Raw genomic sequence first — 21,633 nt, 5'->3', positions numbered from 1 at the left:
AATGCATGAGGCGCAAAAAATGTAGCGGATCGGGCGGCCCTTTCGCGGACAGGTCCGCTCCCACGGGGATTGTGTTGGGCGAACCACCGCAGGTTCTGTAGGAGCCAACTTGTTGGCGAGGTAGACGCTGCGGTGTATCAGGCACATCGGCTCGCGAACAAGTTCGCTCCTACAGGTTTTGAGTTCGGTGCAGATTGCTGGACCGACTCGGCTCCCACGAGGATTGCGTTGGGCGAACCACCGCAGATACCTGTAGGAGCCAACTTGTTGGCGAGCCAGACGCTGCGCTGTATCAGGCACATCGGCTCGCGAACAAGTTCGCTCCTACAGGTTTTGAGTTCGGTGCAGATTGCTGGACCGACTCGGCATCCATGTGGGAGCGGACCTGTCCGCGAAGACAATGCATGAGGCGCAAAAAATGTAGCGGATCGGGCGGCCCTTTCGCGGACAGGTCCGCTCCCACGGGGATTGTGTTGAGCGAACCACCGCAGATATCTGTAGGAGCCAACTTGTTGGCGAGGTAGACGCCGCGGTGTGTCAGGCACATCGGCTCGCGAACAAGTTTGCTCCTATGGGTGTGGCCAGCGGCTAAAATGGCTCATTTACCCGACGGGAGTCGAGCGTTGGAACTTCACATTGTCATCCAGGGCCGCAAAGATCTGGCGCAGCAACTTTACGATCAACTGCGCGAGGGCATTGAGTCCGGGCGTCTGGCAGCTGGCACCCAGCTGCCGCCCAGCCGTTTACTGGCCCAACAGCTCGGTCTGTCGCGCAAAACCATTTCCGATACCTATGCCCGGCTGACCTACGAAAACTATCTGATCGGCAAGATCGGCAGCGGCACCTTCGTCAACACGCTGCGCACCCACTCCACGCCGCGCCAGGCTGACGTCGAACTGACCTGCCGTGAGGTGCTGAAAAAATGGGAGGCGATCGAGCTCCCATTGCGCCATCCGAGCCTGGCGGGCACCTTGCGCAGCGATTTCATCGGCGGTGCCACGCATAAATCCACATTCCCCCACGATGACTGGCGGCGCTGCACCCACTACGCGCTGCGGCAGATGGCCAAGGAGCGCGGTTTCTACAGCCAGCCGGAGGGTGTAGCAGCGCTGCGTTCGGCGATTGCCGGGCATGTAGCGTTTTCCTCCGGGGTCAAATGCGGGCCGAACGATGTGGTGGTGTGCAACGGCGCGCAACAGGCGCTGGATTTGCTGGCCCGGGTAATGGTCGAACCCGGATGCAGTGTGGCGATGGAAGACCCCGGCTATGCGCCCGCCCGCTTGCTGTTCGCCGCGCAGGGGGCGCAGGTGATCGGTATTCCGGTGGACGAAGAAGGCATTCAGGTTGAGATGATCCCCGACGGCGTGCGCTTCATCTACGTAACGCCTTCACATCAATTCCCGCTGGGCATGCCCATGAGCCTGGCCCGGCGTAAGGCGCTGCTGGAGAAGGCGCGCTCTATCGGCGCGATCATCATTGAAGACGATTACGACGGTGAGTTCCGCTACGAGGGTCGGCCCACCGATTCGCTGCAAAGCCTGGATCAGCATGGAGTGGTGGCGTACATCGGGACGTTCTCCAAAACCCTTCTGCCGGAGTTGCGTCTGGGTTATGTGGTGCTGCCGCAGTCATTGTTGAGTGCGGTGATCAAGGCCAAGCAACTGACCGATTGGCACACCAGCTCGTTGGCGCAATGGGCGCTGGCCAAGTTCATCACCGACGGCACGTTGAACAAGCACATCCGGCGCTGTCATGGCATTTATGCGGGGCGTCGAGAGCGGATTCTCGCGCGGGTCGAATCCGACCTGTCGCCATGGCTGGAGGCCATTCCGTGTATCGCCGGTTTCCACATGGCACTGATGTGCAAAGTGCCAGTGGACGTGAAGTTTCTGATCGAAATGGCGAAGAAGGTAGATATCGGCCTGTATTCGCTGGAAGGGTTTTTCGACCAGCAGCCAGTACGGCCAGGCCTGATCATGGGCTTCGGCGCCATCGAAACCCTGGACATCGACCCTGCGCTGGACCGGCTGCGCGATCTGTTGACGCAGATCGCCTGAAACTACCGCCGCGGAAGAAATGGCGCATTTTTTGGCGGAGCTGGCTCAGTCCCACGCCACGCGCAGACTCGTGGGAGCGGACCTGTACGCGAACAGGTCGTTACATCCGCCATATCTCTATCATCTAAGCCACCGCATTCGCGAACAGGTTCGCTCCCACATTGCGGGAAATGTCGCCGGTCGCGCGGCCACGCTTTTAATGTAGGAGCGCACGGCAGAGGTAGCGCACGGCGCGGACGAGGGGATGGGCATTTCTAATTGAACTAACCGCGCGCTGGCCTGCCGATTAAACAGGCGCTGGACATACCGTCCGCTGAAAAAGGAGGCTTATACATGCCCGATTCAAACGGCAAAATCCGTTACGCAGTGGTCGCTGGCGGCTGGATTTCCCAAGGCGCGTTCATGCCGGGGCTGGAACAGACCGACAACTCAGTGATGACCGCGTTGGTGACCGGCGATCCGGTAAAAGCCGACAAGCTCGCGGAGCTGTACGACCTGAAGAGCTACCACTACGACGAATTCGATACGCTACTCAAGTCCGGCGAGATCGACGCCATCTATCTCGCTACGCCCAATTTCCGCCACCGCGAATTCGCTGTCCCTGCCCTTGAAGCGGGCATCCATGTGTTACTTGAAAAACCCATGGCCGCCAGCGAAGAGGATTGCCTGGCGATTGCCGAAGCAGCCGAAAAATCCGGGGCGAAACTGATGGTGGCCTACCGTCTGCACTTCGAGCCTGGCACCGTTGAGATGGTGCATCGCGTGCGCGCCGGTGAGTTGGGCGATCTGCGCCTGTTTACGGCAACCTTCGCCCAGACCACCGACCCGGCCAACCACCGGATGCAGAGCGGTTTTGATGCAGGACCGGTGGCCGACATGGGTCCTTACCCGATCAACGCTGTGCGCAACTTGTTCGCCGCCGAGCCGATTGAAGTGCATGCCGTCGGGATCAAAACGCCTGGTCGTGAGATCAATACGTTCGATACGGTCAACGTCACTCTGCGTTTTGCCGAAGAGCGGCTGGCGACATTCACGGTGAGCTACAGCCTGCCCAGCACCGAGCGTTTCCAGCTGATCGGCACCACAGGCGAATTTGAAGCATCGCCCTGCTTCGGTTTCGGTGAAGGCGTGGCGATCAGCTATCGCGCGATCATCGATGGCAAGACCACAGAGCACGCACACCCGGTCGTCGACCAGTTTGGTGGCGAAACCCAGTACTTTTCCGACTGCATCCTGCAAGACCGCGAGCCGGAGCCCGATGGCGATGAAGGCTGGCGCGACGTGCGGGTCGTGCAAGCCATCGAGCGCGCTCTGACCAGTGGTCAGCCACAGAAACTAGATCCGTTGCCCGAGCGCCCTGGCATCAGCCTTGAACAAGCCCGGCGACTGCCGTTGGCGAAGGTGCCGGAGTACATCAATACTGATGAGCCGAATGCGTAGCACTGCGCGTTCATTGTAGGAGCGCGCTTGCCCGCGATTGCGATCTGCCAGTCAGCGGTTCTGACAAGGGATACTGAGATCGTGGGCAAGCGCGCTCCTACAGCGTTATAGGAAAGCCTGAAAACGTCGCTACAGGTCACCCACCTTGCAGCCGAAAAAATGCAGTTGTATGATGACTGTCAACATCACTCCAGCGCTGGACTCATTGCACCGCCGCGCTTACCTTACAGACCTGCGCATTCAGGCTTGTACGGCTGACAGAATTCGTTCAGAACCGATCCAGTCAAACAACAACAGGAGAAGCAGATGCCTACCGTTCTCGGCCAGAACTTCATCGCTGGCGCCCGTAGCGCCCTCGGCGAACCCCAGCACAAAAGCCTCGACGCCACCACTGGCGAGGCGCTGCCTTACAGCTTTTACCAAGCCACCGACGCAGAAATCGATTCTGCTGCCCTCGCGGCCAAAGAAGCATTCCCGGAATACCGTCAGCTGAGCCCTGCTCGCCGTGCTGAATTCCTTGAAGCCATCGCCGACGAGCTCGACGCTCTGGGCGATGATTTCGTTGCCGTCGTTTGCCAGGAAACCGCGCTGCCGGCCGGTCGTATCCAGGGCGAACGCGGTCGCACCAGCGGCCAGATGCGTCTGTTCGCCAAAGTCTTGCGTCGCGGCGACTTCCTTGGCGCGCGCATCGACCTGGCACTGCCGGATCGCAAGCCATTGCCACGGGTTGACCTGCGTCAATATCGCATTGGCGTTGGCCCGGTTGCCGTGTTCGGCGCCAGCAACTTCCCGCTGGCCTTCTCCACCGCTGGCGGCGACACCGCATCGGCCCTCGCTGCCGGTTGCCCGGTAGTGTTCAAAGCCCACAGCGGTCACATGGCCACTGCTGATCTGGTCGGCAATGCGATCATCCGCGCCGCCGAAAAAACCGGCATGCCAAAAGGCGTGTTCAACATGATCTTCGGCAGCGGCGTCGGCGAAGGTCTGGTCAAGCACCCGGCGATTCAAGCCGTGGGCTTTACCGGTTCGCTGCACGGCGGCGATGCCCTGTGCAAAATGGCGGCCGAGCGTCCACAGCCAATCCCGGTGTTCGCTGAAATGTCCAGCATCAACCCGGTAGTCCTGCTGCCAGGCGCATTGACAGCACGCGGCGCGACTGTTGCCAGCGAGCTGGCAGCTTCGGTGGTCATGGGTGCGGGCCAGTTCTGCACCAACCCAGGCGTGGTGATTGGTATTCGCTCCCCGGCCCTGACCGCGTTCACCGAGCAACTGACCGAACACATGGGTGGCCAGGCGCCGCAAACCATGCTCAACGCTGGCGGTCTGCGCAGCTACAGCAAGGGCGTGCAAACCCTGCTGGCGCACCCGGGCGTGACTCATCTGGCCGGCAAGCCGCAAGAAGGCAAACAGGCTCAAGCCCAGCTGTTCAAGGCTGACGTGAGCCTGCTGCTCAACGGCGACCCTCTGCTGCAAGAAGAAGTCTTCGGCCCGGCAACGCTGCTGATCGAAGTCGCAGACGACGCCGAGCTGAAAAAAGCCCTGCAAGCCCTGCGCGGCCAGTTGACCGCCACGTTGATCGGTGAAACCGCTGATCTGCAGAAATACCAGTGGCTGGTGCCAGTATTGGAAGAGAAAGTTGGCCGCATTCTGGTCAATGGATACCCGACCGGTGTCGAAGTGTGCGAAGCCATGGTTCACGGCGGCCCGTACCCTGCGACTTCCGACTCGCGCGGCACTTCGGTGGGCACTTTGGCCATCGATCGCTTCCTGCGTCCGGTCTGCTACCAGAACTACCCGGACAGCTTGCTCCCGGCAGCGCTGCAAAACGCTAACCCGCTGGGCCTCAAGCGCCTGGTGAACAGCGAGTGGAGCAGCGACGTCATCGCCTGATGACCCGTTGATTCACTGATCCGCAAGACGGCGCGACCTGCAAAGGCTCGCGCCGTTTTTTTATCCACAAGGACCTCGCCAATACTGGCCAACAATCAGCCTATTCGGCCCTCGGCCTTGATCTACAATTAAACCCGGTTCCCGGACATTCGGGTCAGCAATCTGATATTTAGCTTCAATCAAAATGGCAAGCGTGGATAAAGGACACGGTTGTTTTCCCATACTGTCGAATTGATGGCGAACCTGATGCTGGCAATGTGGTCAATGAGTCATCTCCAGCGAACTGCCGACTTTGATGAACACATTGCCCATCGCCATCTGTGTTGTAACAGCCATAATAAAAGGCGAGCCAGAATCTCGACGCCGGGGTATCTTTGCCCGCCCTGCGAAACGTACTGCCTTCATGGCCCATTCACCGCGCATTCTTTTCAACCATCAACGACCACGGCGCCGATGACTCAAACCTTGCAACCTGCTGAAGATCCCGCTCAGTGGATCATTTGCGAACATTGCGATTCGCTGTACGACGCCGTCCCGCTGAAAAAAGGTGAGTCGGCGTACTGCATACGTTGCCGCGCGATCCTGGATCGCGGTCCGCGCATGAGCATCGAGCAGTTGCTGGCCCTGAGCATTGCCGCTGGCATCATGTTCATCTTCGCCAACGTCTTTCCGGTCATCAGCATCAGCATGCAGGGGCTGCACAACGAAGTGACGCTCTGGGGTTCGGTCCAGGCGCTGGCCCAGGGGCGCATCACGTTGATCGCGCTGGTGGCTGGCCTGGCAATCATCTTCGCGCCAGCCCTGCAGATCATGCTGCTTTTCTGGGTGCTGGTGCATGCGCAGCGGGGCGAAATCGCTCCCGGTTTCAAAAGCTGCATGCGCGCGCTGGAACACCTGCGGCCGTGGAGCATGCTGGAGGTGTGCCTGCTGGGGATTCTGGTGGCGATCATCAAGTTGGCGGGCATGCTAGACGTGCACCCCGGCGCCGGTTTGTGGGCCATGGCGATGCTGATGGTGTTAATCGTGCTGATCGCGGGTAAAGACATTCGACGGCTGTGGGACGACCTGGGAGTCGGCCCTACATGAACGGCATCCCGTTTGCCCATGAGCGCAACGTCACCCTGTGCCACGTCTGCGGTTACGTCTGCCCCGAGCAGACCCATCAATGCCCGCGCTGTGATTCAGCCGTGCATCGGCGTAAACCCAATAGCCTGGCGCGCACCTGGGCGTTCCTGTTGGCGGGGCTGATTTTCTATATCCCGGCCAACGTGTTGCCGGTGATGCTCACGAACCTGTTCGGCAGCAGCAGCGAAAACACCATCATGAGCGGCGTCATCGAGTTTGCCGAAGGCGGCTCCTGGGACATTGCGATCCTGATTTTTATCGCCAGCGTGGTGGTGCCCTGCATCAAGTTTCTGGTGCTGGGCATGCTGCTGATCACTTGTCAACGCCGCAGCACGTGGGCCATGCGCGAACGCTCGCGCCTGTATCGCTTCATCGAGCTGATCGGCTATTGGTCGATGCTCGATGTGTTGGTCGTCGCCCTGGTGGCGGCCCTTGTGCAGTTTCGCGAGCTCAGCACCATCGAGCCGCGCCTGGGCATCCTGTTTTTTGGTTTGGTGGTAGTGATGACGATGCTCGCCGCCATGAGTTTTGATCCCCGGCTCATCTGGGACGCAGAGGTTGATGATGTCTGATAACGCCCTTCCCCCTTCCTCGTCTGCGCCGACGCGGCCCGACGTCAAAGCCCGCAAGGCGAGAATTTCGCTGGTGTGGCTGGTGCCCGTCATCGCGGGTCTGATCGGCCTGTCGATGCTGGTCCATGATTTTCTGAATGTGGGGCCGAAGATCACGGTTAGCTTTCTCACGGCAGAGGGTCTGGAGGCCAAGAAGACTCAGGTCAAATACAAAAACGTGGTGATCGGCGTGGTGACGGACATCAACCTGAGCGACGATCGCACCCACGTGCTTGTCACCATCGACCTGAACAATTCGGCCGTGCCCTTCACCAGCTCTGATACTCAATACTGGGTAGTCCGCCCGCGTATCGGCGCAGGCGGCGTGAGCGGCGTCGACACGCTGCTGTCCGGGGCCTTCATCGGGGCCGACGCGGGCAATTCGGAACAGACCAAAAAAGACTTCACCGGGCTGGAGACCCCGCCGCCCGTGACTTTCGGCGAGCGCGGCAAACGCTTCAAGCTGCACACCGATGATCTGGGCTCGCTGGACGTGGGGTCGCCGGTGTATTTCCGCCGCATTCAGGTGGGTCAGGTAGTGGCCTACGAGCTGGCAAAAGACGGCAAAGGCGTGGACATCGAAATCTTCATCTCCGCACCCAACGATCAATACGTGCTTACCGATTCGCGCTTCTGGAATGCCAGCGGTGTGGACGTCACCCTTGGCGCATCGGGGTTGAAAGTGTCGACGCAGTCGCTGACATCGATCGTGTCCGGCGGTGTTGCTTTCCGCGAACCGAAATACAGCCCGGACGCGAAGCCTGCCGAGGCCAACGCCAAGTTCCAGATTTTCGACGATCAAGCCACCGCGTTGGCGCCACCGGATGGCGAACCCAAATACATCCGCATGCGTTTCAACCAGTCGCTGCGCGGGCTGGTGGTCAATGCGCCGGTGGATTTTCTGGGGGTGAACGTCGGTCGCGTGGTGTCGGTGGATCTGGATTACGACGCCAAGACCGGCACTTTCCCTGGCATCGTGGGCGCGGTGATCTACCCGCAACGGCTGGGGGCCGCCAACGACAAGCTGCGGGAAACCGCCGGCGGTGGCAACGAAGAAGAACAGACCACCCGCATTCTCGCAGGCTTCGTCGCCCACGGCCTTCGGGCCCAGGTCCGCACCGGCAACTTGCTCACAGGGCAGTTGTACGTAGCGATGGATTTCGATCCGAAGGCACCCAAGCTCACCAACTATGACGCCAGGGCCAGGCCACTGGAAATTCCGACCGTGGCGGGCAGCTTCGATAAATTGCAGGAGCAGTTGCAGGCGTTCGTCGACAAACTCGGGAAGCTGCCGATTGACGAACTGGTGGGCAACCTCAACGGCAGTCTGAGCGAACTGCAAAAAACCATGAAGGCGGTGAACAGCGACGTGATTCCGCAAATGCGTGGCACCTTGCAGCAGGCGCAGAAAACCCTTGGCACGGCCAACGATACGCTGTCGGAAAACTCCCCGGCTCGCGTTCAGTTGGGCCAGGCCATGGATGAAGTGCAACGCACCGCCCGCTCGGTTCGTGTGTTGACCGACTTCCTCAGCCGCCATCCTGAATCGTTGATTCGTGGCCGTGCCGGGGATGCAGCGCCCAAGTCCTACAAAGGCTCGTCCTCATCCCGTCAAATCGATCTGGAGCCTCAGCAATGAAATTGCGTACCCATCTTCTGGCCCTGGCGACCACGCTGAGTCTTGCCGCCTGCAGCACAACCCCGACGCATTACTACACGCTGATCGCGCCTGCCGCTTCCGCTCCGGCGGCTGCGGCTGCGGCGCAAGCACCGTTCCAGTTTGAAATGCTGCCAGTGCTGATGCCAGTGCAGGTGGATCAGCCGCCGCTGGTGATTCGTCAAGGCAACGGGAGTCTGGCGATTCTTGAAAACGAGCGCTGGGGCGCGCCTCTGGGGGATGAGTTTCACGATGCCTTGACCGGGCAGCTGGAACGGCGTTTTGGCACGCGGGACCTGGCCGGTTTGCCCAAGCAGCCCGATCAACCGGTGCTGTCGCTGCGCACTGACGTACGCCGGTTCGAATCGATACTGGATCAGTACGCCTTGATCGATGTGGTATGGAATCTGAGCCTTTCTGGTAACGGCGCCAAGCGACAAAACCTGACCTGCAGCAGCGTCATTCGCCAGCCTGCCGGCCTTGGCATGGAAAACCTGGTGTTGGCGCATCAGCAGGCTGTCGCGACGCTGGCTGACACCATCAGCAAAACTGCTGGCGATTGGGCGCGTCAGGGTGGCGCTCGCTGCCCGGTTTCGCCGCGATAGATCCCTTCATAACGACGGGCTGGACATTTGTTCGGCCCGTTGTCTGATCGTTCCAACGTTGACCTATCCGCGTTGAGTAGAATACTGCCCGCCAAAACGGTTGATCCATCTGTACGGATTGATTCATACGATCGTTTAAGAAAACCCCTACAACTTTGGTTTAAATATGTTCAAACTGTTTTCGTGACATACGTCTGTTTTTTAAGTTAATACACAACAAATGAGTGATACCCGGCGTTTGACTCATGCCTGCGAGGCGCCAGACGTTTTTCTACCCGCGTATAGATGTCGTGGCATTAGGTCCCAAGGAAACGCTGACAGGGAGAACAACTATGACAAGGATTGGCGAACGGCTGCGCGAGGAACGCAACAGGCTCAGGCTTTCTCAGAGCGCGTTGGGTGCAATCGGTGGCGTGGAGACGAACGCTCAGGGTAACTACGAAAGTGGCAGCCGATCACCCAAAGCGTCGTACCTGCAGAAAATCGCCACCGCTGGCGTCGACATAAATTACGTCGTCACCGGCTTTCGTACACCCCGTCTTATCCCTGCCCCCCAGTCAGAAGCCTACGCTAGCGATGCGGGCGACCCGACCATGTACGAACACCTGACCAAGGTCACCCATCAATTGCATCGTAATCTCCATGGGATCATCGATGCGCTGTACCAGATGACAATACTGGTTGATTCGCGCCTTGATACACAGGAAGGCAAAGACATCCGCGGCGCGCTGGACACCATCAAACTGGAAGCCTCATCTCTGGCGGCAGCCACTGTACGGCTGGTGACCGTAACCACAAAACTCACCTGATCTCCCGCACTCGCAGTTTTCGCTGCCGCTGCGCGCCAGATCGCCTGCAAGCAAGGCTCCTACGGGCTTCGCCCAGAATCAAAAGCCCGCATCGCCGAAAATCCGCTTCTGCCCGGAGGGCGTAGGAGTCCGGCTCGCCGACGATGGGATGCGCAGCAGCCCCAAAACCTGCTGCCTCGGTTGAATCTGACCCACCGCGTTCGCAATTTTTACTGACGCTGCGCGCCAGATCGCCTGCAAGCAAGGCTCCTACGGGCTTCGCCCAGAATCAAAAGCCGAACGGGCTGCGCCCAGAAACAACAGCCTGCATCCTGTTGGAGCGAGGCTTGCCCGCGAAGCTGACGCCGCGCAGTGTCAGGCAAACCGTGGCGTTAACTTCGCGGGCAAGCCTCGCTCCAACAAAATAGCCACGCTTCTGCCCGGAGGGCGTAGGAGTCCGGCTTGCCGACGATGGGCTGCGCAGCAGCCCCAAAACGATCTATCGACGTTTCATCCGGTCGATGATCACTGCCAGCAGCAGGATCGTGCCGCGGATGACGTATTGGTAGAAGGTGTCGATGTTCTTCAGGTTCATGGCGTTTTCGATAATGGCCAGGATCAGCACACCGGCAATCACGTGGCGGATCATGCCGATCCCACCGCTCAGTGAAACACCGCCCAACACGCAGGCGGAAATCACGGTCAGCTCAAAGCCCTGCCCGATCATCGGCTGGCCAGAGGTCATGCGCGAAGCCAGCACCACGCCAGCCAGCGCGCCAATCAAACCATGGACAGCGAAGATAATGATCTTGGTCCGGTCAACGTGAACCCCGGCCAGCAACGCGGCTTCCTGGTTGCCGCCGATGGCCATGGTGTTGCGCCCGTAGGTGGTGTAATTGAGCAGCCAACCAAAGAAGACAAAACACAGCACGGTGATCACGATCGGCACCGGCACACCCCACAGTTGGCCGTTACCAAAGACGAAGAAGTCCTCGTTGCCAACGCCTACCGCCTTGCCGCTGGAGAAGATATACGCCAGCCCGCGAACGATCTGCATGGTCGCCAAGGTCGCAATCAGCGCGTTAATGCGCAACTTGGCGATGACGATGCCGTTGATCAGCCCCACCACCAAGCCCAACGCCAGCGCGGCGGAAACACCGAGGAACACGCTGTCGGTGTCGCGAATCACGATCCCGGCGATCACCCCCGAACAGGCCAGCACCGAGCCTACCGACAAGTCGAAATGCCCGGACGCCAGACAGAACAACATGGTGCAGGCAGCGATGCCGACTGTCGAAATCGCCAGGCCCAGGCCGCGCATGTTCAGCGGCGACATGAAATTATCGATCAGCAGCGCGCACAGCACGAAGATGCCCAGTGCGGCCAGCAGCATGGCCCAGTCGTCGAGAAAACGACGCATATTCATGCCTTGGCGGGGAGCCGTCAGGCTGGATTCGGTTGACATACGCACCTCATTTTTATTTTTCACGTCGTTTAGCCAGTGTCAGCCGCGAGTACGCGGCAGTGCCAGTTGCAGCAGGCGGGATTCGTTGGCTTCCTCGCGAGACAGCTCGCCGGTAATGGCGCCTTCGCTCATGACCAGAATCCGGTCAGAAATACCCATGACTTCCATCAAGTCACTGGACACCACAATCACCGCGATGCCGTCGCTCGCCAGGTTATGAATGATCTGATAAATCTCGGACTTGGCGCCGATATCGATACCGCGTGTGGGTTCATCGAGCAGCAGAACTTTCATTGGCATCGACAGCCAGCGACCCAGAATCGCCTTCTGCTGATTGCCCCCGGAGAGGAACAGCATCTGCTGATCGGCCGATGGCGTTTTCACGTTCATCGAGCGGATCTGCGTCTGGGCGTTTTCCTTTTCCCAGCGCCCTTGAATCAGGCAGCCCAGGCTGACATGCCGAGGCCGCGCGCCAATGTTGATGTTTTCCGCCACGCTGGACAGCGGCACGATGCCTTCCTTTTTGCGGTCTTCAGGGCACAGCAAAATCCCCGCAGAGATAGCGTCTCGGGGCGATTTCAGATTCAACGGTCGGCCGTCCAGTTGCAGCGTGCCTGCCTGACTGCGGGTCAGCCCCGAGAGCATGCGAAACAGCTCGGTGCGCCCGGCGCCGACCAGTCCGAAGAAGCCCAGCACTTCGCCCTTCTCCACCGCGAAACTGACCGGCTCCTGCAGTCCCGGCCCCATTAAGCCGGTGACCCGCAGGCTCGGCCCCTGGTGCTGACGAGGACGGTAGTTGTAGATGTCCTGAATGTCGCGACCGACCATGCAGGTCACCAACCGGTCATGATCGAGCTCAGCCATGTCCTCGAAGGTGCGCACGAAGCGCCCGTCCTTGAACACGGTGACGGCGTCGCAAACGCGGAAGATTTCTTCCATGCGGTGGGACACGTACAAAATCACTCGCCCTTCATCGCGCAGCTTGACGATGATCGCCATCAAGCGGTCGATCTCGCGCGCCGACAAGCTGCTGGTGGGTTCGTCGAAAGCAATCACATGGGCGTTGCGCGACATGGCCTTGGCGATTTCCACCAACTGTCGCTGACCAAGGGACAGGTCACCTAAACGGGTATTCGGGTCGATTTCATCGGCCAGACCTTTGAGCAGTTCGCGACCACGACGCACCATCGCCCGGCGATTGACCATGCCCCAGCGATTGGGCATATGGCCCAAAAGCAGGTTTTCGGCGACGGTCATTTCCGGGACCAGTTGCAGCTCCTGGTGAATCACAGCGATGCCCGCTGCGATGCTGTCAGCGGTGGACTTGAAGATGTAGGTGTTGGCGCCCACTTGCAGGTCGCCGCTGTTGGGCTGGTACGAGCCACCGAGGATCTTCAGCAACGTGGATTTACCCGCGCCGTTCTCCCCCATCAGCGCGTGAACGCTGCCGGGCCGAGCTTCGAAACTGATCTCCGACAGTGCCTTGACGCCCGGGAAGGTCTTGCCAATCCCGTTAAAGCGCAGGCTGCCGCCGGTAGATGAAACAGCTTGGCGTGCCGGTTGTTGAACTGTGTGCTGCATGGAACCCTCCTCCTCGCTCTGCCGTGTGAGACAGAGCGAGGCCTTGCAAATGTCAGCCTGAATAGCTCAGGCGTCTCAACTCATAAACCGCGTGGCCGTTGTGAGCCTTACTTCCACAGACCGATTTTGGTCAGGACTTCCTGGAAGTTGGCGCGCGTGATCAGGGTCACGTCGTCCATGGCGGTGTATTTCGCCGGTTCCTTGCCGGTGGTGACCCACTCGTACATTTGCAGGGCGGTGTTGTAACCCTCTTTATCCGGGCTTGGCAGCATCGAGCCAAAGAAGCCGCTTTCCTTCTTCTTCAGTTCGTCGATGGCGTCGGTGCCATTAATGCCGATGCCGATCACGTTCGCCGGTTTGAAGCCAGCGCCAGCCGTCGCACGCACGCCACCGAGGACGGTGTTGTCGTTCATGCCGCCCACGATCAGGTTTTTCGCCGCAGCAGGCAATTTAGGCAACGCAGCGTTGGTGGAGTCCATGCTGCCCGGGACATCGAGGGTTTTCTGTGGAGTGAAGAGGATGTGGTCTTCAGGCAGGCCGGCTTTTTTCAGCGCATCCACGGAACCGTCTGTGCGCTTCTTGCCAGTGTCCAGCTCGTTATAGGTGTTGATGATGGCGTAGGTTTCTTTCCAGTCCCAGTTGCGATTCTTCGCTTCGGTCGCCATGGCAGCGCCCTGCTTCTGGCCAACTTCAAATGCGGCCATGCCCAGGTACGGAACGTCTTCCATGAACTTGCCTTTGGAATCGACGAAACGGTCGTCGACGGCCATGACCTTCATGTCGTTGGCCTTGGCTTTGGCGACGATGGAGGGGCCCAGCGAAACGTCAGGGGGGCAGATGACAAAGCCCTTGGCGCCGTTGGCGGCCAGGCTGTCGATAGCGGAAAGGGTTTTTTCGCCGTCAGGCACGGCGATCTTGATCACTTCAAAACCGTGCTCTTGCCCGGCCTTTTCAGCGAAGGCCCATTCCGTCTGGAACCAGGGCTCTTCAGCCTGCTTGACCAGAAAGCCGATTTTGACTTTATCGGCGGCGGGAGCAACACCACTCATGCCCAGAATGGCAGTGGCAACAGCGGCACAGCACAGGGAACGAATCCCGTGGCGACTCAACATAGCTAACTCCTTATTTTTATTGAATAGCTACAGCGTCCAGCAGTGGGGTCGTGACAACCGGCTACTGGAAAAGTGAGCGGTCGATCGACTACGAACAGTCATATCATAATATCAATGGAGCGAATGTAACCGAGTGTCACGCCTGTCCCATGTTGCCGTGACAGAGTGCAAAACTCACCCAGCGAAGCGCTGGGAAGCCAAACCCTTGATGCCCGTTTCGATGGCCAGGACAGCGCCATCCAGTTCCTGCGCACCGCTGGAGGGTCGGGCACTGGTGATGAACAGCGTGGACATCTGCGGCCCGCCGAACACGCAACTGGTGGGATGGCTGACCGGCACTTCCATGACTTGATCGACACGGCCATCAGGCGCGAAACGAATGAGGCAATGGCCGCCCCAGCGGGCGTTCCACACATAACCTTCAGCGTCCATGGCCGAACCGTCCGGATCGCCGCGCACATGTTTTTCGGCCCAGACCGTGCGCTCACCAAGAGTGCCGTCGCCTTGCAGCACATGGCGATAAATCACGCCATCGAGGCTGTCAGCCGCCAGCAGCGCTTCATCATTTTCGGTCCAGAGCAGCGTGTTGACGATGCCCTGCTCGCTGAGCAAATGCTGCACGCGCGCCTCGGCATCCACAGTGAATAAACCACCCGAACGACGCTCCACCGGCAAGTCGCCGCCTTCGGCATCCAGGTTGTTTTGCATGCTGCCCAGCCACAACCGCCCATGCCGGTCGCAACGCGCTTCGTTGGCGCGATTGCCAGACACGGGGTCGGCGATGCAGAACAAGGTGAGTGCCGGATGCTCGGCAGGCGATGACAGGTCAAGCCGATAGACACCGCTGGCCAGTGTGACCAAAGCATCGCCTTTGACAGTGGGAATGAAGGCCGAGACCGGCTCGTTGAATTGCCAGTGATGCAGCTGGCCCTGGTGCAGGCGCAAGGCCCGGAAACCGGCGATATCCACCCAGTACAACGCCTGCTCGGCATCGTCCCAGAAAGGACCTTCGGCCAGTTTGAAACGCTGATCGGTGACAGTCAGCCACTTCATGTAGATCGTCCTGTTCTTATTGTTGTCGAGCTGTTTGCCCCGACCGTCGGCGGTCAGTGGCTTGCGCCCTCTCGGACGCGTTTGTTGCTAAGCGTTTTGCTGCGCAAACGACCGGGAAATCACTTCGTCCGCGTTTTCGATCAAGCTCATGCAGGCCCACACGCCACGGGCCGAATCCCGTGTGGCGATGGCATCTGCCAATTCCTTGTGCAGCGGCAGCGTGCGACCCAGTTCACCCGGCACAGCCGATGACACTTCAAACGAAATCGCCAGTAACGCGCCCAGCGCCGGCAGCATCTGCTCGATGAACTGGTTGTGACTGGCCGCCAGCACCGCCTCGTGAAAACACTGGTCGGCGTGGTTGTAATCACCCAAATCCGTGACGCTGGCTTCGAGCAGTCGATACGCCCCTTGGATCTCGGCAATCTGCTGCGCGCTGGCCCGCTCACACGCCCAACGCACGGCCATTGGCTCGATGGCGCGGCGCAGGTCCAGCAAGTCCTTCACAAAACTGTGGGACAAGCCTTTGTCTGCCAGCCAGCCCACGACCTGCGGATCAAACAGGTTCCAGCTGCGTACCGGTAACACCCGCGTGCCGACCTTTGGCCCGACTTCCAGCATGCCCTTGGCGACCAGGGTTTTTATCGCTTCCCTGATCACCGTGCGGCTCACGCCGAACTCTTCACCCAACGCCGCTTCGACCTTCAAAGACTGCCCCGGCAAGACGCTGCCCTGAACGATCCAGGCTCCCAGCCGGTCCACTGTCGACGCATGAAAACTGCTGCTCATTGATCAGCCCCTGTGCGCGGTTGAGTCCGCGATTCGAGGCTAATCATCACATGATTGACTGTCAAACGGCTGTACAGCCCCGGAATCGTGGGCTACACCTGTCTGGCAACCCGTCAAGGGTGAACACGGCTAAATAGTATTACAATTTAATTTAATTGGAAGTGGATTTGATCTATAAATCCAGAAGCTGGGTTAACCCATGGTAATTAGTATGACCAATTGCGGATATGACCTGTAGAAGCGAATTCATTCGCGAGAGGTCATCCCTGATCGCACCGGACCCCGGCTCGCGAATAAATTCGCTCCTACAGATTCACGCAGCCCTATAGCAGCCCCATAGCAGCCCCCATAACAACAACAGAAAGGAAGGTACTGATGCGCAATAAACTTATCCCCGGAATCGGACTGTCGCTGATGATTGCAGCCCTTCATGCAAATGCCGCCGCTGGCTTGACCAGCGAACATGCAGCCTTCGGCAAATTGCCGGACGGCACCGCCATCGAGAAATACACCCTGCGCAATAGTCTTGGCATGCAGGCCACTATCCTGACCTACGGCGGCACGCTGCAATCGCTGTTGGTGCCGGATAAGTCAGGCAAGACCGAAGATGTGGTGCTGGGCTTTGATGACATCGACGGTTACCTCAAGGGCACGTCGTATTTCGGCGCGACCATCGGCCGATTCGGCAATCGACTGGCGGACGGCAAGTTCTCGCTGGAGGGCAAAAGCTATCAGGTGCCGCAGAACGACAAGACCAACTCACTGCACGGCGGTCCTCAGGGGTTCGATAAGCGGGTTTGGAAAGCTGAAAGCGTGAAAGACAAGAACTCAGTCGGCGTCAAACTGAGCTATGTGTCGGCAGACGGCGAAATGGGCTTCCCTGGCACGCTGAAAACCGAAGTCACTTACAGCCTCAATGAAAAGAATGAGCTGCGCATTCAGTACCACGCCACCACTGACAAACCGACAGTGCTGAACCTGACCAACCACAGTTATTTCAACCTGGCCGGCGCGGGTAACGGCGACATCCTCGATCAGGTGGCGACCGTACATGCTTCCCACTACACGCCCGTCAACGCCAAGCTGATCCCGACCGGCGAACTGGCACCGGTGGCTGGCACGCCGATGGATTTCCTCAAACCGGTCGCATTTGGCAAGCGCATTCGTGAAGACAATGCGCAGCTTAAGTTCGCCGAACCCAACGAAGGCGGTTACGACTTCAACTGGGTGCTGGACACCAAAGGCAACGTGAGCAAACTGGCCGCGGATGTCAGTGATCCAAAATCCGGCCGCCGCCTGCAGTTGTTCACCACAGAGCCCGGTGTGCAGCTCTACACCGGTAACTTCCTTGACGGTACAGTCAAAGGCAAAGCGGGCAAGATCTATCCGCACTGGGGCGCGTTCACTCTGGAAACCCAGCACTTCCCGGACGCACCCAATCAGCCGAAGTTTCCATCGACACGTCTAGATCCCGGAAAGGCCTACACCCAGACCGTTGTGTTCAAGTTCCTCGACAAGTAAATGACCGCCAAATAAAAAGACGCCTCCGGGCGTCTTTTTTTTAAGCCCCAGGTGAGCCAATCGTCGGGCAAAACCTTTTATTTGAATGGCCCTAAAGGGCTGTCCATATCCGTTCGCAACGTTTTTGACGCCGTCACAGATTGCTGCACTACCGCTTGTAACCATTTGGTGATCAAAGAGTTATTTTGAGGGAATTTTCCAAACGCCCACGACTCAGAAAATTGACAGCGTTTGATAGGGAGGTCTCCGAGCGTGGGACAGTACAAGCATTACCGGATCGATTACTTGCTGCACGGAAAATACAAAAGCTTTTATATCAGCGCTGCCAATATGGACAACGCTGAAGCGTGGCATTGGGCGTCGGTGGATGCAGGTTTTGGCCAGATCCCCAAGTACCGGTCAGACCGGGTACCCAAAGTCAGCAAGCCTAAAGCCGAGCAGTTAGGCCTCACTGATGTCGAGTGGGCTGAGTCCTGACAACTTGAGTTTTTAGCGGGGGAAATGACCAGGTCATTTCCCCCTTTTTTTGAACTCCATATCTCTGCGCAACTGTTGGTTGAGCAACAGCGCAAGAACAGTTCGAACGCTAACAACACAGCGTCGCAAAGCCTTGCGCCAGCATCAGATGCAAATAGCCCGACTACGCACTGGCATGCCCCCTGCAACACCTCTCCTACGCCGCGTCCCTGCGCAGCGCTTTCCCCTATTCGTCGGCACCACTTCCACCAGCCCGGCACGCTCTATGAGATATCGCAATGAATCTGCGCCGTTTGGTCCGTTTCGGTCTGGCTTCGATCGCCATCACCGCCCCGCTTGCCCATGCCGCTTCGCCGATCACGCTGGTGATTGGCGATCAGAATTACTACAACGTTCGGGCGTCCGTCGAGGCGTCCGGTGTCTTGAAGGATGCGCCCTACACTGTCGACTGGAAGCACTTTCAATCCGCAGCACCAGTGGCTGAAGGTCTTGAAGCCGGGGCACTGGATCTGGGGTTTCTTGGGGATTCGGGCTTTATCTTTCTGGCGGCCAAAGGGGCGGCAGTCAAGCTGATCGGGGTCTCGCGGCAGAACCCGGACACCATCGCGCTGTTGGTGCCCAAGGATTCGCCAGCCAGGACCATCAAGGACCTGAAAGGTAAAAAGGTTGCCTACTGGCCTGGGGCCTGGAGTCAGCAATTGACCCTGCGTGCATTGGAGAAAGCCGGGCTGCCCAATGACTATGTCGAGTTCGTCAAACTGATGCCCATCGATGCTGCCGCCGCCTTACCCCAAGGCAGCATCGACGCTTTCCCGGTGTGGGAACCCTACATCTCCCAGCAGCAGGTTTTTTCCGGAGCTCGTCCGATCATTACTGCTCGGGGCCTAATGCCAGGCCTGTCGAGCATCGCGGCCAACGCTAACGCCATCGAACCGAAACGCGCAGCCATCGCCGATTTTCTCGGACGCCTGAAGAAAGCCCGCGCATGGGTTCAGGCCAACAAGGAAACCTACGCCGACCTGTGGGCCAAGAAAGCCAATCTGGATCAGGCGGTCTCTCGGCACTGGATTGGTCAGGCGGACATGAGCGTCGGCCCGGTGGATGCCGGTGCCGCAGCGGACTACCAAGGCACGGCGGATTTCCTCGTGCAAACCGGCGCACTGGCTAAGTCGTTCGACACGAAAACCGCGATCGATACCTCCTTCAGCGATGCCTTCAATTGAGGGCCTTTGGATCGATTGATTTGGCTGATCTGAGTAATAGCAGAAACTGATCATTAAACGATCACCACCTGAAAGGCCGCTGGTTTACAGGGGTTCAGCCAGTTATCCACAGACATATTCACGCTTTCCGTGGACAAGTATTTGTAACCGAAAGCGTTGACTTCTCAATGCAAGGGGCAAAGCGAAAAATGATGCAAATCGATGCTAGCTGCCTGCTACAGGCATGGATCACTCACAGCACATCCGGTCTGGAGGCGCTTCAGCACTGGGTGGGATTGATCAACGAGGTGAGGACGTGATCTGCCCACTCACCGTTGATTTTCAGATAGGCGCGAGCCAAACCTTCGCGCTCAAAACCCAAGGTGGCAAGGACGCGGGCACTGCGTTCGTTGTGTGGCAAGTAATTGGCCATGATTCGGTGCAGGCCCAATTCGTCGAACACGTAAGCAATTGCGACACGCAATGCTTCGGTCATTAGCCCTTTGCCTTGAGCCTGCACAGCCAGCGCATAACCCAGATGACAGGCTTGAAAGACCCCGAGCACGATGTTGCTGAAGTTGCATTCGCCGACGATTTCCTCCGGCGTGTCCTCGGTGCTTTGGGTCAAGACCAGAAAGTGCAAGGCACGACCGGCGAGGCGCTCTTGCTCAACGTAAGCGATTCTCTGCTCGATCGCCGCCAAACCGAAATAACCGGCTGGGCGGATCGGCTGCCATGGCTGGAAATGGTGTCGATTGGCGATGCAGTACTGCTGCATCGCAGGCGCATCCGTCAGCTGCGGAGGACGCAGGACAAGGCGCTCGGTGCTCAGACGGATTAACGAGGGGTCGGCGATAACGTCCATCATTGCAGGTCCTTGGGATCGTGAATCAATGCGGTGATCCACACCGTTGTAGGAGCGAACTTGTTCGCGAAAGGATTCTTCCGGTGTGCCTGAAGGGCCCCTCGCCAACAAGTTGGCTCCTACAGAACATCCAGCGTTCGTTAGAAGGCGAGCTTATAGCCAATTGTCACCAGCATCACCGCCAGGCACGGGCGCAGGATGTGGTCAGGAATCCGGCCGGTCAGGTGGCTGCCGATGTAAATCCCCGGTAACGAGCCCATCAGCAGGAAGCACAACATCGACCAATCCATGTTTCCCATGCTGGCGTGACCAAGGCCTGCCACAAGGGTCAGCGGCACGGCATGAGCGATTTCCGTACCGACCAAACGACGAGTGTCGAGAAACGGATACAGCAGAAACAACGCCACCGTACCCAGCGCGCCGGCGCCGATGGACGTCAGCGCCACCATCACACCGAGCACCACACCCGTTACCACGGTCAGCAGATTGAGCGTGCGGGTGCTCATGCGGTAATGATCGCCGGCATGTTTCTGGGCGAACGCGAGCAGGCGCTTCTTGAAGAAAATAGCCAGAGCTGTCAGCAGCAGCACTACCCCAAGGGCCTGTTTGATTACCAGATTCATCGCATCCGGCGCGGTATGCAATGTGCTCAGATACCACAGCGTCAACGCTGCCGCCGGAACGCTACCCAGCGTCAGCCAGCCGGTGATGGTCCAGTCAATGTTGTCGTTTTTCTTGTGGACCAGTACGCCGCCGCTTTTGGTAATGGCGGCATACAGCAAATCTGTCCCTACGGCGGTGGCAGGATTAATACCGAACCACAGCAAAATAGGCGTCATCAGCGAACCACCGCCCACTCCGGTCATGCCCACGATAAAACCGACCACCAAGCCTGCGACGACGAACCCTGCATTGCCAAAATCCATTGCGATACCTAACACCTGCGTCAAAGCGGTAAAAAATCTGGTTCGCAGGATATCGATGTTCTTATGAACAACCTATATCGAAAGGATCTATCGTTATAACCAGAATTGGGATTGCGTGAGAGGCTCCTACGGCCTTCGGCCAGAATCAAAAGCCCGTATCACCGCAGAACGGCCTCTGCCCGGAGGGCGGAGGGAACCTCACCGCAGATCCGCTTCTGCCCGGAGGGCGTAGGAGTCCGGCTTGCCGACGATGGGCTGCGCAGCGGCCCCAAACCCGGCCACCTCGGCTTCGCCTGACACACTGCATCCACCGGTTTTACTGCCGCTGCGCGCCAGATCGCGGGACAAGCGACGCTCCTACGGCCTCCGGCCAGAATCAAAAGCCTTCATCACCGCAGATCCGCTTCTGCCCGAGGAGTGTCGGGAACGTCCCGCACACCCGCTTCTGCCCGGAGGGCGTAGGAGTCTG

Annotated in this window: 19 protein-coding genes; 11 read left to right on the top strand and 8 right to left on the bottom strand. The window is 58.8% G+C overall.

The window, feature by feature from the left end:
• Positions 1 to 623 precede the first annotated feature (623 nt).
• From pdxR to ACWKV9_RS23910, 8 genes are all read left to right on the top strand, one after another.
• Positions 624 to 2,057, top strand: a complete 1,434-nt coding sequence (gene pdxR / locus ACWKV9_RS23945) for a MocR-like pyridoxine biosynthesis transcription factor PdxR (RefSeq protein WP_483838586.1) — start codon at positions 624 to 626, stop codon at positions 2,055 to 2,057.
• Positions 2,058 to 2,390: 333 nt separating this feature from the next.
• Positions 2,391 to 3,497 (top strand): Gfo/Idh/MocA family protein, encoded by a 1,107-nt coding sequence (locus ACWKV9_RS23940; RefSeq protein WP_483838585.1) that lies wholly within the window; start codon positions 2,391 to 2,393, stop codon positions 3,495 to 3,497.
• Positions 3,498 to 3,803: 306 nt separating this feature from the next.
• Entirely contained in the window at positions 3,804 to 5,387 is a 1,584-nt protein-coding gene (locus tag ACWKV9_RS23935) for an aldehyde dehydrogenase (NADP(+)) (protein WP_483838584.1), read from the top strand.
• Between the two features lie 453 nt (positions 5,388 to 5,840).
• Positions 5,841 to 6,473 (top strand): paraquat-inducible protein A, encoded by a 633-nt coding sequence (locus tag ACWKV9_RS23930; RefSeq protein WP_483838583.1) that lies wholly within the window; start codon positions 5,841 to 5,843, stop codon positions 6,471 to 6,473.
• Positions 6,470 to 7,084, top strand: coding sequence for a paraquat-inducible protein A (locus ACWKV9_RS23925; protein WP_483838582.1), 615 nt, complete (start codon positions 6,470 to 6,472; stop codon positions 7,082 to 7,084). The genes ACWKV9_RS23930 and ACWKV9_RS23925 overlap by 4 nt, the downstream gene beginning before the upstream one ends.
• The gene (locus tag ACWKV9_RS23920; RefSeq protein ID WP_483838581.1) at positions 7,077 to 8,762 is read left to right on the top strand and encodes a PqiB family protein; all 1,686 of its coding nucleotides are present in this window, start codon (positions 7,077 to 7,079) and stop codon (positions 8,760 to 8,762) included. The genes ACWKV9_RS23925 and ACWKV9_RS23920 overlap by 8 nt, the downstream gene beginning before the upstream one ends.
• Positions 8,759 to 9,385 carry a PqiC family protein gene (locus tag ACWKV9_RS23915; RefSeq protein WP_483838580.1) on the top strand — a complete coding sequence of 209 codons (627 nt, stop codon included), beginning with the start codon at positions 8,759 to 8,761 and terminating at the stop codon, positions 9,383 to 9,385. The genes ACWKV9_RS23920 and ACWKV9_RS23915 overlap by 4 nt, the downstream gene beginning before the upstream one ends.
• 332 nt (positions 9,386 to 9,717) lie before the next feature.
• Positions 9,718 to 10,194 (top strand): helix-turn-helix domain-containing protein, encoded by a 477-nt coding sequence (locus ACWKV9_RS23910; RefSeq protein WP_483838579.1) that lies wholly within the window; start codon positions 9,718 to 9,720, stop codon positions 10,192 to 10,194.
• Between the two features lie 478 nt (positions 10,195 to 10,672).
• On the opposite strand, the gene araH is transcribed toward ACWKV9_RS23910, so the two are convergent.
• The 5 genes from araH to ACWKV9_RS23885 form a co-directional block, all read right to left on the bottom strand.
• Positions 10,673 to 11,638 (bottom strand): L-arabinose ABC transporter permease AraH, encoded by a 966-nt coding sequence (gene araH / locus ACWKV9_RS23905; protein WP_483838578.1) that lies wholly within the window; start codon positions 11,636 to 11,638, stop codon positions 10,673 to 10,675.
• A gap of 39 nt (positions 11,639 to 11,677) precedes the next feature.
• Complete coding sequence (gene araG / locus ACWKV9_RS23900; RefSeq protein ID WP_483838577.1) at positions 11,678 to 13,219, bottom strand: L-arabinose ABC transporter ATP-binding protein AraG; 1,542 nt, start codon at positions 13,217 to 13,219, stop codon at positions 11,678 to 11,680.
• A gap of 107 nt (positions 13,220 to 13,326) precedes the next feature.
• Positions 13,327 to 14,331, bottom strand: a complete 1,005-nt coding sequence (locus tag ACWKV9_RS23895) for a substrate-binding domain-containing protein (protein WP_483838576.1) — start codon at positions 14,329 to 14,331, stop codon at positions 13,327 to 13,329.
• A 174-nt stretch (positions 14,332 to 14,505) separates the two neighbouring features.
• Entirely contained in the window at positions 14,506 to 15,384 is an 879-nt protein-coding gene (locus tag ACWKV9_RS23890; RefSeq protein ID WP_483838575.1) for an SMP-30/gluconolactonase/LRE family protein, read from the bottom strand.
• Positions 15,385 to 15,471: 87 nt separating this feature from the next.
• Positions 15,472 to 16,173 (bottom strand): FadR/GntR family transcriptional regulator, encoded by a 702-nt coding sequence (locus tag ACWKV9_RS23885; RefSeq protein ID WP_483838574.1) that lies wholly within the window; start codon positions 16,171 to 16,173, stop codon positions 15,472 to 15,474.
• A 375-nt stretch (positions 16,174 to 16,548) separates the two neighbouring features.
• Between ACWKV9_RS23885 and ACWKV9_RS23880 the strand changes: the two genes are divergently transcribed.
• The 3 genes from ACWKV9_RS23880 to ACWKV9_RS23870 all read left to right on the top strand — a co-directional run bounded on the left by ACWKV9_RS23880 (position 16,549) and on the right by ACWKV9_RS23870 (position 19,394).
• Positions 16,549 to 17,694: an aldose epimerase family protein gene (locus tag ACWKV9_RS23880; RefSeq protein ID WP_483838573.1), complete on the top strand. Its 1,146-nt coding sequence runs from the start codon at positions 16,549 to 16,551 to the stop codon at positions 17,692 to 17,694.
• 252 nt (positions 17,695 to 17,946) lie between these two features.
• Positions 17,947 to 18,171, top strand: coding sequence for a DUF6555 family protein (locus ACWKV9_RS23875; protein ID WP_483838572.1), 225 nt, complete (start codon positions 17,947 to 17,949; stop codon positions 18,169 to 18,171).
• A 278-nt stretch (positions 18,172 to 18,449) separates the two neighbouring features.
• Positions 18,450 to 19,394: an ABC transporter substrate-binding protein gene (locus ACWKV9_RS23870; protein WP_483838571.1), complete on the top strand. Its 945-nt coding sequence runs from the start codon at positions 18,450 to 18,452 to the stop codon at positions 19,392 to 19,394.
• Between the two features lie 259 nt (positions 19,395 to 19,653).
• Here the strand turns inward: ACWKV9_RS23870 and ACWKV9_RS23865 are convergent, their stop codons facing one another.
• The 3 genes from ACWKV9_RS23865 to ACWKV9_RS23855 form a co-directional block, all read right to left on the bottom strand.
• Positions 19,654 to 20,241, bottom strand: coding sequence for a GNAT family N-acetyltransferase (locus ACWKV9_RS23865; protein WP_483838570.1), 588 nt, complete (start codon positions 20,239 to 20,241; stop codon positions 19,654 to 19,656).
• A 137-nt stretch (positions 20,242 to 20,378) separates the two neighbouring features.
• The gene (locus ACWKV9_RS23860; protein WP_483838569.1) at positions 20,379 to 21,164 is read right to left on the bottom strand and encodes a sulfite exporter TauE/SafE family protein; all 786 of its coding nucleotides are present in this window, start codon (positions 21,162 to 21,164) and stop codon (positions 20,379 to 20,381) included.
• Between the two features lie 198 nt (positions 21,165 to 21,362).
• A complete protein-coding gene (locus ACWKV9_RS23855) occupies positions 21,363 to 21,512 on the bottom strand; it encodes a hypothetical protein (RefSeq protein WP_483838568.1) in 150 nt (49 codons plus the stop codon).
• Between the last annotated feature and the right edge of the window lie 121 nt (positions 21,513 to 21,633).

The sequence above is a fragment of the Pseudomonas corni genome (assembly GCF_057128765.1).
Note: the sequence above shows the minus strand (reverse complement) of the source record. Positions and strands in the feature narration are given on the sequence as shown.